Origin of the sequence: Streptococcus sp. 3874 (assembly GCF_013276425.1) — a bacterium.
Taxonomy (GTDB): domain Bacteria; phylum Bacillota; class Bacilli; order Lactobacillales; family Streptococcaceae; genus Streptococcus; species Streptococcus pseudopneumoniae.
Map to the genome: position 1 here is coordinate 1 of NZ_VMLA01000051.1, position 11889 is coordinate 11889.

Annotated in this window: 10 protein-coding genes and 1 riboswitch; of the genes, 6 read left to right on the top strand and 4 right to left on the bottom strand. The window is 42.6% G+C overall.

Going from position 1 to position 11889, the window contains the following annotated elements; translation table 11 throughout:
• Window positions 1–120: 120 nt before the first annotated feature.
• The 3 genes from zapA to HT703_RS05545 all read left to right on the top strand — a co-directional run bounded on the left by zapA (window position 121) and on the right by HT703_RS05545 (window position 3407).
• Window positions 121–423, top strand: coding sequence for a cell division protein ZapA (gene zapA / locus HT703_RS05535; RefSeq protein WP_000002019.1), 303 nt, complete (start codon window positions 121–123; stop codon window positions 421–423).
• Window positions 420–968, top strand: a complete 549-nt coding sequence (locus tag HT703_RS05540; protein WP_000624509.1) for a CvpA family protein — start codon at window positions 420–422, stop codon at window positions 966–968. Before zapA ends, HT703_RS05540 begins: the two co-directional genes overlap by 4 nt.
• 102 nt (window positions 969–1070) lie before the next feature.
• Window positions 1071–3407 carry an endonuclease MutS2 gene (locus HT703_RS05545; protein WP_054393141.1) on the top strand — a complete coding sequence of 779 codons (2337 nt, stop codon included), beginning with the start codon at window positions 1071–1073 and terminating at the stop codon, window positions 3405–3407.
• Between the two features lie 287 nt (window positions 3408–3694).
• Here HT703_RS05545 and HT703_RS05550 read toward each other — a convergent pair whose 3' ends face one another.
• The gene (locus tag HT703_RS05550) at window positions 3695–4861 is read right to left on the bottom strand and encodes an IS30 family transposase (protein ID WP_054388008.1); all 1167 of its coding nucleotides are present in this window, start codon (window positions 4859–4861) and stop codon (window positions 3695–3697) included.
• Between the two features lie 254 nt (window positions 4862–5115).
• Window positions 5116–5204: riboswitch (glycine riboswitch) on the top strand.
• Between the two features lie 90 nt (window positions 5205–5294).
• Here HT703_RS05550 and HT703_RS05555 point away from each other — a divergent pair.
• The 3 genes from HT703_RS05555 (at window position 5295) to HT703_RS05565 (ending at window position 8392) form a co-directional block, all read left to right on the top strand.
• A complete protein-coding gene (locus HT703_RS05555) occupies window positions 5295–6617 on the top strand; it encodes a sodium:alanine symporter family protein (protein ID WP_054388007.1) in 1323 nt (440 codons plus the stop codon).
• Between the two features lie 216 nt (window positions 6618–6833).
• Window positions 6834–7382, top strand: a complete 549-nt coding sequence (locus HT703_RS05560) for a carboxymuconolactone decarboxylase family protein (protein ID WP_050223066.1) — start codon at window positions 6834–6836, stop codon at window positions 7380–7382.
• 110 nt (window positions 7383–7492) lie between these two features.
• The gene (locus HT703_RS05565; protein ID WP_172929966.1) at window positions 7493–8392 is read left to right on the top strand and encodes a TDT family transporter; all 900 of its coding nucleotides are present in this window, start codon (window positions 7493–7495) and stop codon (window positions 8390–8392) included.
• Between the two features lie 24 nt (window positions 8393–8416).
• Here the strand turns inward: HT703_RS05565 and serS are convergent, their stop codons facing one another.
• The 3 genes from serS to HT703_RS05580 all read right to left on the bottom strand — a co-directional run bounded on the left by serS (window position 8417) and on the right by HT703_RS05580 (window position 11643).
• Window positions 8417–9691, bottom strand: a complete 1275-nt coding sequence (gene serS, locus HT703_RS05570) for a serine--tRNA ligase (protein WP_023933119.1) — start codon at window positions 9689–9691, stop codon at window positions 8417–8419.
• Window positions 9692–9904: 213 nt separating this feature from the next.
• A complete protein-coding gene (locus HT703_RS05575) occupies window positions 9905–10276 on the bottom strand; it encodes a DUF956 family protein (RefSeq protein ID WP_000079356.1) in 372 nt (123 codons plus the stop codon).
• 2 nt (window positions 10277–10278) lie between these two features.
• A complete protein-coding gene (locus HT703_RS05580; protein ID WP_172929967.1) occupies window positions 10279–11643 on the bottom strand; it encodes an aspartate kinase in 1365 nt (454 codons plus the stop codon).
• Window positions 11644–11889: the final 246 nt, after the last annotated feature.

Genomic DNA, 11889 nt, shown 5'->3' on the forward strand with positions numbered 1-11889 from the left:
CACAACTGTCAAAGTCCCGTGTTATACTTGCCATAGTTTCTATTGTACCATAAAAGCAGGCAAATTTGTAAAAACTGACAAAATTAGCGAATTTTGGTATAATATCGTGAGGTGAATTTTATGGCAAATCTAAATCGATTCAAATTTACATTCGGGAAAAAATCATTAACCTTGACAAGCGAGCATGATAACCTTTTTATGGAGGAAATCGCCAAGGTTGCGACAGAAAAATACCAAGCAATTAAAGAACAAATGCCTAGTGCAGACGATGAAACCATCGCTCTTTTGTTGGCAGTCAACTGTTTATCAACTCAGCTCAGCCGTGAGATTGAATTTGACGATAAGGAGCAAGAGCTAGAAGAACTCCGTCACAAGCTTGTGACTTGCAAGCAAGAACAGAGCAAGATTGAGGACTCCTTATGATTTCACTCCTTCTTCTATTGGTCTTGGCTTGGGGATTTTATATCGGCTATCGGAGAGGCCTGCTCTTACAGGTTTATTACCTGATTTCAGCTATGGCATCTGCTTTTATGGCTGGTCAGTTTTACAAGGGGCTTGGCGAGCAGTTTCACTTATTGCTCCCTTATGCAAATCCGCAGGAAGGTCAGGGAACTTTCTTTTTCCCATCGGATCAACTCTTTCAGTTGGATAAGGTCTTTTATGCAGGGATCGGCTACTTGCTTGTATTTGGGATTGTCTATAGCATCGGTCGTTTGCTTGGTCTCCTATTACACTTGATCCCTAGTAAAAAATTGGGTGGTAAGTTGTTCCAAGTTTCAGCAGGTATCTTGTCCATGTTGGTGACCTTATTTGTCTTGCAAATGGCCTTGACCATCTTGGCGACCATCCCCATGGCAGCTATACAAAATCCTCTTGAAAAGAGTATCGTCGCAAAACACATCATCCAGAGCATACCAGTAACAACCAGTTGGCTCAAACAAATCTGGGTGACAAATTTAATCGGATAAAAAGGGCAGGAGTTTTCCTAGCCCTTTGTTTACAGATTGACTAGAATCTATCAGAATGTAAAAAGCTACCACACCTAGACATTCAAAGATAAGGAAATAAAGATGAATAAGAAAATATTAGAAACATTAGAGTTTAATAAGGTCAAGGCCTTGTTTGAGCCCCATTTGTTGACCGAGCAGGGCTTGGAGGAATTGAGACAGCTAGCTCCAACTGCCAAAGCAGATAAAATCAAACAGGCTTTTGCTGAGATGAAGGAAATGCAGGCTCTTTTCGTTGAGCAACCGCATTTTACCATTCTCGCAACTAAGGAAATTGCAGGAGTCTGCAAGCGGCTGGAGATGGGGGCAGACCTCAATATTGAGGAGTTCCTACTCTTGAAGCGCGTGCTTCTGTCTAGCCGAGAGCTGCAAAGTTTTTATGCCAATCTGGAAAATGTCAGCTTGGAAGAATTAGCCCTTTGGTTTGAGAAATTACATGATTTTCCGCAATTACAAGGAAATCTCCAAGCCTTTAATGATGCAGGTTTCATTGAAAATTTTGCCAGTGAAGAATTGGCGCGAATCCGCAGAAAAATCCATGATAGCGAGAGTCAGGTACGCGATGTTTTACAGGACCTGCTCAAGCAAAAAGCGCAGATGTTGACAGAAGGGATTGTTGCTAGCAGAAATGGCCGTCAGGTTTTACCAGTCAAAAATACCTACCGCAATAAGATTGCAGGTGTCGTTCATGATATTTCTGCTAGTGGAAATACCGTCTATATCGAACCCCGTGAGGTGGTCAAACTGAGCGAAGAAATTGCCAGTTTGCGAGCAGATGAGCGCTATGAAATGCTTCGCATTCTCCAAGAAATTTCTGAGCGTGTTCGCCCTCATGCGGCTGAGATTGCTAATGACGCTTGGATTATCGGTCATCTGGACTTGATTCGTGCTAAGGTTCGCTTTATCCAAGAAAGGCAAGCAGTCGTTCCTCAGATATCAGAAAATCAAGAAATTCAACTGCTCCATGTCTGCCATCCTTTGGTCAAAAATGCCGTTGCAAATGATGTCCATTTTGGACAAGATTTAACAGCTATTGTCATTACAGGTCCCAATACAGGTGGGAAGACCATCATGCTTAAAACTCTGGGCTTGACACAGGTGATGGCCCAGTCCGGTCTGCCGATTTTAGCAGACAAGGGAAGTCGTGTTGGTATTTTTGAAGAAATTTTTGCTGATATTGGCGATGAGCAATCTATTGAGCAGAGCTTGTCTACCTTCTCTAGCCACATGACCAATATTGTGGATATTCTTGGCAAGGTCAACCAGCATTCGCTCTTGCTCTTAGATGAGTTGGGGGCTGGTACAGATCCCCAAGAGGGAGCCGCTCTTGCCATGGCTATTCTGGAGGACCTTCGCCTGCGTCAAGTCAAGACCATGGCGACCACCCACTATCCAGAACTCAAGGCCTATGGTATTGAGACAGCCTTTGTGCAAAATGCCAGCATGGAGTTTGATACTGCAACTCTTCGCCCGACCTATCGCTTTATGCAGGGTGTACCTGGCCGAAGCAATGCCTTTGAGATTGCCAAACGTCTAGGCCTATCTGAAGTTATCGTAGGGGATGCCAGTCAGCAGGTCAATCAGGACAATGATGTCAACCGGATTATTGAGCAACTGGAAGAGCAGACGTTAGAGAGTCGCAAACGCTTGGACAATATCCGTGAGGTGGAGCAAGAAAATCTCAAGATGAATCGTGCGCTAAAAAAACTCTACAATGAACTCAATCGTGAAAAGGAAACCGAGCTTAATAAGGCGCGTGAACAGGCTGCTGAGATTGTGGACATGGCCCTAAGTGAGAGTGACCAGATTCTCAAAAATCTCCACAGCAAATCTCAACTTAAACCCCATGAAATCATTGAAGCCAAGGCCAAGCTGAAAAAATTGGCTCCTGAAAAAGTAGATTTGTCTAAAAACAAGGTCCTTCAAAAGGCCAAGAAAAAACGAGTTCCAAAGGTGGGAGATGATATCGTGGTTCTCAGTTATGGACAGCGTGGTACCTTGACCAGTCAACTCAAGGATGGCCGCTGGGAAGCCCAAGTAGGCTTGATTAAGATGACCTTAGAAGAGAAAGAATTTGACCTTGTTCAAGCCCAGCAAGAAAAACAAGTTAAGAAGAAACAGGTCAATGTTGTGAAACGAACTTCTGGACGAGGACCTCAAGCAAGACTGGATCTTCGAGGCAAACGTTATGAAGAGGCCATGAATGAGCTAGATGCCTTTATCGACCAAGCCCTGCTTAATAATATGGCCCAAGTTGATATCATCCATGGTATCGGAACTGGTGTCATCCGTGAAGGTGTCACCAAATACCTACAAAGAAACAAGCATGTCAAGAGTTTCGGCTATGCCCCACAAAATGCTGGAGGCAGTGGTGCGACTATTGTGACTTTTAAAGGATAAGAAATATTTCGGAATTCATAAAGTAAAAACTGTTGGGTAAATTCCCAAACTAAGTTCCACCGCTAATCCAAGTGGAAGTTAGTCTGATAAAAATCCTAAAAACCAGTGGAAATCCGTGTCAGGGTAAGTTCCACTGGTTTTACTCATGCTTGATTTCATCGCTTTTGTAGCCAAAATGAATCGAAAAAAAGAGCGCACAAAATCCCCTCATCTGAAAGCGTTTCAGATTAAGTTCCGCTATGGTGGAAGTTAGTGTGAGACGTTTGAATGCGGTTAAAGATTAGTTTTTAGAACTTATGTTGGAGTAATTTAGACGACTGGCAGACGTCTTCTGCAGGTATTTTAGAAATGCCGAGAAGCTTAGGAATCTCTTCTCCATAGGTAAATGCAAAGAGTTCATAGGCTGACTCTCCATTCAAAGCAGCACGTTTGACGCTGTTGACATGCGAACAGACGAGATTGATGTCCTCTTGAGTTAAATTGTCAAAAGAAGTTCCCTTAGGTAGAATGTCGCGAATCAGCGTGTGATTTTTCTCAATTCTGCCTTTCTGGTCAGAGCGATTAGGGTCACAAAAGAATAGCTTACTCTCTCCTCGCACATCCATTTCGATATCATCAACCCTGGCAAACTCTCCACCATTATCTGTCAGGATGACAGGAAAGAGTTGGAAGAAATCTTTGGCAGCTTGGTGAAGAGTGTTCTTGATGTCATAGAGGTGTTTGGTAACCTCAAGGGTAGTTTTATTATCCAGAAGTCTAGCGAAGATAAAGTTACAGAAAGAGAGATTGAAGGTGAGTAGGACTTTACCTCCCATCCTCCCCATAACTGTATCCATTTCCAGCCAAGAGTCTAGTTGATTCAGTGCTAAATAGTTTTGGAAATCCTCATAGGAACGGCCTTTTTTAGCTTCTTTAGGGATGGAAGGTAGCTTACTTTTCCGTCTTTCTTTGAATTTAACGGCTCTGGCTAGGTCAATAGGAGCGATAGATAGGTATCCTTTTCGGATGTGTCGATAGACGGTTGAGGAGCTGACATCAAGATTGTGAGTTTTGAGGATATGATAGATGTGTTGTCCTTTTTTAACACCCTCAGAAATGACTTTGTCCATGTCCCAGAAGGTCTTGGAATTGAGGGGAGTTCCTTCACGAGATTCAACCAGAGTTTGTTCGTACTGCTTTTGAGCTTGCTTAGCGAGGTAGAAGATCTTTTTATAGCCACAATTCTGTCTTCTTTGAGGACATCCATTACAGACAAAGGGAGTTTTGTCAAGTAGAGGGCAAGGAAGGTTATGGCATGTAGACTCTCGGACTCGTCTGTTTCGTTTGACTTCTTTGGAGACAGTGGTCGGGTCTTTTAGAATGGACTGTCCGATAGCTTTGAAGGTTTCACCGCGCTCTAAGCCTAATTGGATATCATTACGGTCTGAAAGGGTAAGGTGTTTATGTTTTGTCATAGTGAGCCTCATTTCTAACTCAAACGTCTCACACTTAATTCCACCATAAAAATCCGTTTTAGACTAATTTCCACTTTGGTCAAGCAAGTGGAAGTTACTTTGAGAAGTTACCGTAAAAACTGTTGAACTAATTTTTACTAATAAACACATTGACAAAAGCCAACATTTTTTGTAAAATAAGAATCAATTAAATACCAACACCGAATGAAGTTTAATAGAAGTGGGGAATCGTTTGATTTTCCATGACTGTAAATGGACGGAACTCTGGAGAGACCGTAAAGGCACCGAAGGGGCAAGGCAGGCAACTGCTCAAACTCTCAGGTAAAAGGACAGAGCTAGGATAGACCGCTTTTTAGCATTTATCTAAGCATTCCAGAGTACATGTATCTTGCATGTGCTCTTTCTTTTGGGGTTGAAACGATAGGAGAAGGAAATGTTAGAATTGCTTAAATCAATCGATGCTTTTGCTTGGGGACCGCCCCTCTTGATTTTATTGGTCGGAACAGGGCTTTACCTAACTATTCGGCTAGGACTCTTGCAAGTTTTGCGTCTGCCCAAGGCCTTTCAGCTTATTTTTATCCAGGATAAGGGACATGGGGATGTATCCAGTTTTGCAGCTCTGTGTACAGCCTTGGCATCAACTGTTGGAACAGGAAATATCATAGGAGTTGCGACGGCTATCAAGGTTGGTGGACCAGGAGCTCTATTTTGGATGTGGATGGCGGCTTTCTTTGGAATGGCTACCAAGTATGCGGAAGGACTCTTGGCCATCAAATACCGCACCAAGGACGACCATGGTGCAGTAGCGGGAGGTCCCATGCACTATATCCTTCTAGGGATGGGAGAAAAGTGGCGACCACTTGCTGTTTTGTTTGCAGTAGCAGGAGTATTGGTTGCTCTCTTGGGAATCGGAACCTTCACCCAAGTCAACTCGATTACAGAATCTATCCAAAATACAACGATGATTTCACCAGCCATCACAGCTCTCGTTTTGTCTGTTTTTGTAGCGATTGCAGTCTTTGGCGGACTCAAGTCCATTTCAAAGGTTTCAACTACTGTTGTTCCTTTTATGGCTATCATTTATATCTTAGGAACTCTTACAGTTATTTTCTTTAATATCGGGAAAATTCCTTCTACAATCGCTTTAATCTTGACATCGGCTTTTAGTCCCCTTGCTGCGGTAGGTGGATTTGCTGGTGCTAGCGTTCGGATGGCTATTCAAAATGGTGTGGCGCGTGGTGTGTTCTCAAATGAATCTGGTCTAGGTTCTGCTCCCATTGCAGCGGCTGCGGCTAAGACAAATGAACCAGTAGAGCAAGGTTTGATTTCTATGACAGGAACCTTTATTGATACTCTCATTATCTGTACTCTGACTGGTTTGACCATCTTGGTGACTGGTGTTTGGAGTGGTGACTTAAATGGGGTTGCCTTGACTCAGTCAGCCTTCTCAACAGTCTTTTCACACTTTGGGCCTGCCCTCTTGACCATCTTCCTTGTACTTTTTGCCTTCACAACGATTCTAGGTTGGAACTATTACGGAGAACGCTGTTTCGAGTTCCTCTTTGGTGTTCGTTTTATCTGGCTCTACCGTGTGGTCTTTGTGCTCATGGTCTTGTTGGGAGGATTTATCGAGTTGGATATGGTCTGGATTATCGCAGATATCGTCAACGCCTTGATGGTTCTGCCAAACTTGATTGCCCTCTTAGTCTTGTCGCCAGTCGTTATTGCTGAAACTAAAAAGTATTTTGACAAATAATGAAATCACACATGGCGTGTGATTTTTTTGCCTATAAATGATTTTTATCAAGCTGATATATAATATATATTATGCAAGTGATTGGAAGTGTGATAAACTAATATACAACGAAAATCTTATGAGAGAATAAAGCTTTGTCTTAAATAAACTTAGGAATCAGGATTTTATAAGATTTTCCAATAATATTAGTGTCAATAACAAGAAAAGAGGTATCTTATGACAACATTTACAATCCATACAGTAGAATCAGCACCAGCAGAAGTGAAAGAAGTTCTTGAAACAGTAGAAAAAGACAACAATGGCTATATTCCTAACCTAATCGGTCTCTTGGCCAATGCCCCGACTGCTTTAGAAGCCTACCGAACTGTCGCATCTATCAACCGTCGCAACAGCCTGACACCCGTTGAGCGTGAAGTGGTGCAAATCACGGCAGCCGTGACAAATGGTTGTGCCTTCTGTGTCGCAGGTCATACAGCTTTTTCCATCAAACAAATCCAGATGAATGATGACTTGATTCAAGCTCTTCGCAATCGTACTCCAATTGAAACAGATCCTAAATTGGATACCCTAGCTAAGTTTACCTTGGCAGTTATCAATACCAAAGGTCGTGTTGGAGATGAAGCCTTGGCTGAGTTTTTAGAAGCTGGCTACACGCAACAAAATGCCTTGGATGTGGTTCTTGGTGTCAGCCTAGCAAGCCTTTGTAACTATGCCAACAACCTAGCCAATACCCCAATTAACCCAGAATTGCAACCTTATGCTTAATTCATATCTGAGCAAAAAATGAAGTCTGAAATAATCGGACTTCGTTTTTTAGAATCTCATTCCAGTCTTTTTATGATATACTAAAGATAATATCATTATTGGAGGTTAGGATGAAAAAACTCCCCTTAGTATTTTCAGGTTGTTTGCTAGGTTTAGCAGGAGCTGGGAATCTTATTTTAGATACGTTGCCGGTTCTGTCCCATCTTTTTAGTCTGACAGGTTTGATTTTGTGGATGTACTTTCTAATTCTGCATCTCTTTAACTGGAAGGAAATTAAGCAAGAATTGGCCAAGCCCCCTCTTTTGTCAGGAATGGCAACCTTTCCCATGGCTGGGATGATTTTATCGACCTATGTCTTTCGCGTATTCTCTTATCTTCCTTTGGTTGCGCAAGGACTTTGGTGGTTTTCATTTCTCTTGGATTTGGCCTTGATTGCTGGTTTTACCATCAAGTTTGCCTGTCCAGGTCAGAGGGTTCATGCCACTCCTAGCTGGACGGTTCTCTATGTGGGGATAGCAGTGGCTGCCTTGACTTATCCTCTGGTAGGTATCATCGAAATCGCCTATGCGACCTTGAGTTTTGGTTTTCTCCTAACCTTCTATCTCTATCCCCTTATTTATAGCGATTTAAAGAAACATCCACTCCCACTAGCCTTGCTTGGCCAAGAAGGAATCTACTGTGCTCCTTTTTCTCTACTCTTGGCTTCCCTGGTTCGAGTTGGAGGAGTCAGCCTACCGACTTGGGTCTTGATTTTCATGCTTTTGGCTTCCCAATCCTTCTTTTTCTTTGTTTTGACTCGCCTACCCAATATTTTAAAACAAGGTTTTCAACCAGCCTTCTCAGCCCTCACCTTCCCGACTATTATCACAGCTACTTCGCTTAAGATGGCTCAGGGAATCTTGAAACTTCCATTTTTGGATTATTTGGTACTGGCTGAAACTGTTATTTGCCTAATCATTTTGCTCTTTGTATTAGGCGCTTATCTGATTTGGTTACGAAAAAAGGTCTAGCTAGAAATAGCTAAACCTTATTTTTTATGGTCTGATAACTTCAGCTCCACCCATGTATGGACGAAGAGCTTCTGGAATGGTCACAGAACCATCTGCATTTTGGTAGTTTTCAAGAATAGCAGCCACTGTACGTCCAACTGCAAGTCCAGAACCGTTTAAGGTATGGAGCAATTTCACCTTGCCATCTGCTTCATCACGGTAACGGATTTGGGCACGACGGGCTTGGAAATCTTCTGTGTTTGAACAGCTTGAGATTTCACGGTAAGTATTTTGGGCTGGAATCCACACTTCCAAGTCGTAAGTCTTCGCAGCTGAGAAGCCCATATCTCCAGTAGAGAGAGCAACGACACGGTATGGAAGGTTGAGTTTTTGAAGAATGTTTTCAGCGTTGGCCGTCATTTTTTCCAATTCTTCGTAAGATTCTTCTGGTTTGGCAAATTTGACCATTTCAACCTTGTGGAATTGATGCAAACGAATCAAGCCACGAGTATCACGGCCAGCTGAACCAGCCTCAGAACGGAATGATGGACTCATAGCAGTGAAGTAGATTGGAAGATCTTTGCCGTCCAAGATTTCATCACGGTAGTAGTTTGTCAGAGGAACTTCAGCTGTAGGAATAAGGACATAATTGCTGTCGCTGAGTTCAAAAGTATCTTCCTTGAATTTTGGATATTGACCAGTACCAAACATAGAGTCATGGTTAACCATATAAGGTGTGATGACTTCAGTATAGCCTTCTTTTCCATGTTCATCCAACATAAAGTTGTAGATAGCACGTTCCAAACGAGCACCGAGGCCTTTATAGAAGAGGAAGCGAGCGCCTGTTACCTTACCACCGCGTTCCCAATCAAGGATACCAAGCTCTTCACCAAGATCCCAGTGAGCTTTTGGCTCAAAGTCAAACTCGCGTGGAGTCCCCCAACGGCGAACTTCCACATTGTCGTCTTCGTCCGCCCCAACAGGAACGCTGTCAGCTGGGATATTTGGAAGAGTAGTGGTAAATTCTGTCAATTTAGCATCGATTGCTGCCAATTCAGCATCCAAGGCTTTGACCTCAGCAGATAGAGTTTGCATGGCAGCAATCTTGTCATCTGCATTTTCCTTGTTACGTTTGGCTTGGGCAATCTCAGCAGAAACTGTGTTACGTTCTGCCTTGAGAGTTTCAACCTTGACCAAGATGTCACGACGCTTAGCATCGATTTCTTTCATCTCATTCAAGACAGCAGCATCTACACCACGTGTAGCCAATTTTTCTGCGACAGCATCAAAGTCTGTACGAATACGTTTGATATCTAACATAAGAACTCCTTTATGAAAAAAGCACACCTGACAAAGCGTTGGAGTGGCAGGGCCACGGTTCCATCCAACTTCACAGGTGTGCACTTGATTGTGTATGTAATTGTTATTAACGGTAGAATTTCACCTATCCCTCCTATCTGCTCGCAGCATCCGCAGACTTTCTGAAAGAAGAAGATAACCTACTTATCCGTTGCTATGATTATACTAAAGTTTCTACTTTTTTGCAAATAGATTTTTAAATTTTTGACCAATTGTCTGAATCAGGGTCGGAAGTTTGATGACCTTGTCATTACCCAGTTTTTCACGAGCAATTTTGAGAATGGCACCTGAGTCTTTTGAAGCAAAGAGGAATTTTCCTTTGTCTGTAAAGACTTCGAAGTGGCGACTGATTTTCCGCCCAGTGACATTGGCTCCAATTTGGTTGATATGGCTCCAAGGAATCTGGATAAATTGTTCAACATTGACATCGGGGTAAAATTCCAAAGCCTGATCTCCGACAAGGAATTTCCCAACTTTCCCAGCGATAGAGAGGTAGGAAGTGCCTGTCGTACTGAGGAGTACTGTTTTGTTAAGTGATTGAGCCATGCTTAGTCTTCCTTACTTTCTTCAAAAAAGGCATTGTAGAGGGCTTTAATTGCTGCTTTCTCTTGGTCTTTATTGACAACAAACATAATAGAAACTTCACTAGAACCTTGAGACATCATCTGGATGTTGATTTTGTTTTCAGATAGAGCGCGTGTCGCAGTAGCAGTCACTCCGATATGGCTCTTCATTTTTTCACCAACAATCATAATGATAGAAAGGTCGTGTTCGATTTCTGCATGATCTACTTTAGCCTTTTGAACCAACTGACGCAGGATTTCTTCTTCCTTGATGGGAGTTAGTTCGCGAGAACGGAGAATGATAGAAAGATTGTCGATACCTGTTGGCATATGTTCCCAACCGATGTTAAGTTCTTCCAGGATTTGCAGAACCTTGCGGCCAAATCCAACCTCACGGTTCATGAGGTATTTCGACATGTTAATGCTGACAAAGCCTGAGTCACCAGCAATTCCCACAACTGGAAATTCATCACTACTGTGTTTTAGAACGATACGAGTACCCGGATGGTCAGGGTTGTTGGTATTCTTGATAACCAGAGGAATTTTTCCACGGTAGGCAGGAAGAAGAGCCTCGTCATGAAGGACTGAGAAGCCTGCATAGGCCAACTCGCGCATTTCACGGTAGGTTAACTTAGGAATCGAGTGTGGTTGGTGAATGATTCCAGGGTGGGCTGCAAAGATACCATCAACGTCCGTAAAGTTTTCATAGAGGTCGGCTTTTACACCGGCAGCAATGATAGAACCTGTAATGTCTGATCCTCCACGTGAGAAGGTACAGATTTGATTTTCCTTAGTGACACCAAAGAAACCAGGAATGACAAGGACTTCATTGGTGTTTGTCAATTCTTCAATCTTGTCATAACTTGATGGAATGATGCGAGCGTGACCAGGTTCACTTGTGACCACAATCCCAGCTTCTCTAGGGTGCATATAGCGTGCATCGATACCATTTTGGTTAAAGTAGGCAGCAATCAATTTGGCATTGTTATTTTCACCGGCTGCTAGGAAAGTATCGTAGAGAAATTCATTTTCTTCAATAGGAAGAGTGGCCAAGGCGTGAATGCTTTTAGAAATTTTTTCTAGCACAGCTGGTTTTAGTCCCAATTCACTAACCATAGCAGCATAGCGGTCGATAATCCAGCTTTGGCTCTTGCTAATATCGTTACCCGCAACATAGTCGCGGTAGTATTTAATCAGGGCATCCGTAACCTTAGTATCTTCAGCATTGCGTTTACCAGGCGCAGAAACGACTACAAAACGACGCTCTGAATCGCTTTTGACGATGTTTAAAACTTTTTCTAATTGACTAGCAGAGGCAAGAGAACTACCTCCAAATTTAACAACTTTCATAAGAACTCCTAAAGTAAGTATTTTATACGATTATAGCAGAAAGAAAGGCTTTTTTCAATGAAGAAAATAAGATGCTTTATAGGATAAAGCGAGCCTTTCCAATCGGCTGAGACACTTTCAGTCAATTTTTTCTTGCTTTCTGTTCCCAAAAAAGATATACTTTGAAAATAAAATAATTCAATACTCAATGAAAATCAAAGAGCAAACTAGGAAGCTAGCCGTAGTCAGCTCAAAGCACTGCTTTGA

What these genes read in the sequence shown, in the direction of transcription:
- zapA (WP_000002019.1), top strand. Translation starts at nt 121, where the DNA reads ATGGCAAATCTAAATCGATTCAAATTTACATTCGGGAAAAAATCATTA.
- HT703_RS05540 (WP_000624509.1), top strand. Translation starts at nt 420, where the DNA reads ATGATTTCACTCCTTCTTCTATTGGTCTTGGCTTGGGGATTTTATATC.
- HT703_RS05545 (WP_054393141.1), top strand. Translation starts at nt 1,071, where the DNA reads ATGAATAAGAAAATATTAGAAACATTAGAGTTTAATAAGGTCAAGGCC.
- HT703_RS05550 (WP_054388008.1), bottom strand. Translation starts at nt 4,861, where the DNA reads ATGACAAAACATAAACACCTTACCCTTTCAGACCGTAATGATATCCAA.
- HT703_RS05555 (WP_054388007.1), top strand. Translation starts at nt 5,295, where the DNA reads ATGTTAGAATTGCTTAAATCAATCGATGCTTTTGCTTGGGGACCGCCC.
- HT703_RS05560 (WP_050223066.1), top strand. Translation starts at nt 6,834, where the DNA reads ATGACAACATTTACAATCCATACAGTAGAATCAGCACCAGCAGAAGTG.
- HT703_RS05565 (WP_172929966.1), top strand. Translation starts at nt 7,493, where the DNA reads ATGAAAAAACTCCCCTTAGTATTTTCAGGTTGTTTGCTAGGTTTAGCA.
- serS (WP_023933119.1), bottom strand. Translation starts at nt 9,691, where the DNA reads ATGTTAGATATCAAACGTATTCGTACAGACTTTGATGCTGTCGCAGAA.
- HT703_RS05575 (WP_000079356.1), bottom strand. Translation starts at nt 10,276, where the DNA reads ATGGCTCAATCACTTAACAAAACAGTACTCCTCAGTACGACAGGCACT.
- HT703_RS05580 (WP_172929967.1), bottom strand. Translation starts at nt 11,643, where the DNA reads ATGAAAGTTGTTAAATTTGGAGGTAGTTCTCTTGCCTCTGCTAGTCAA.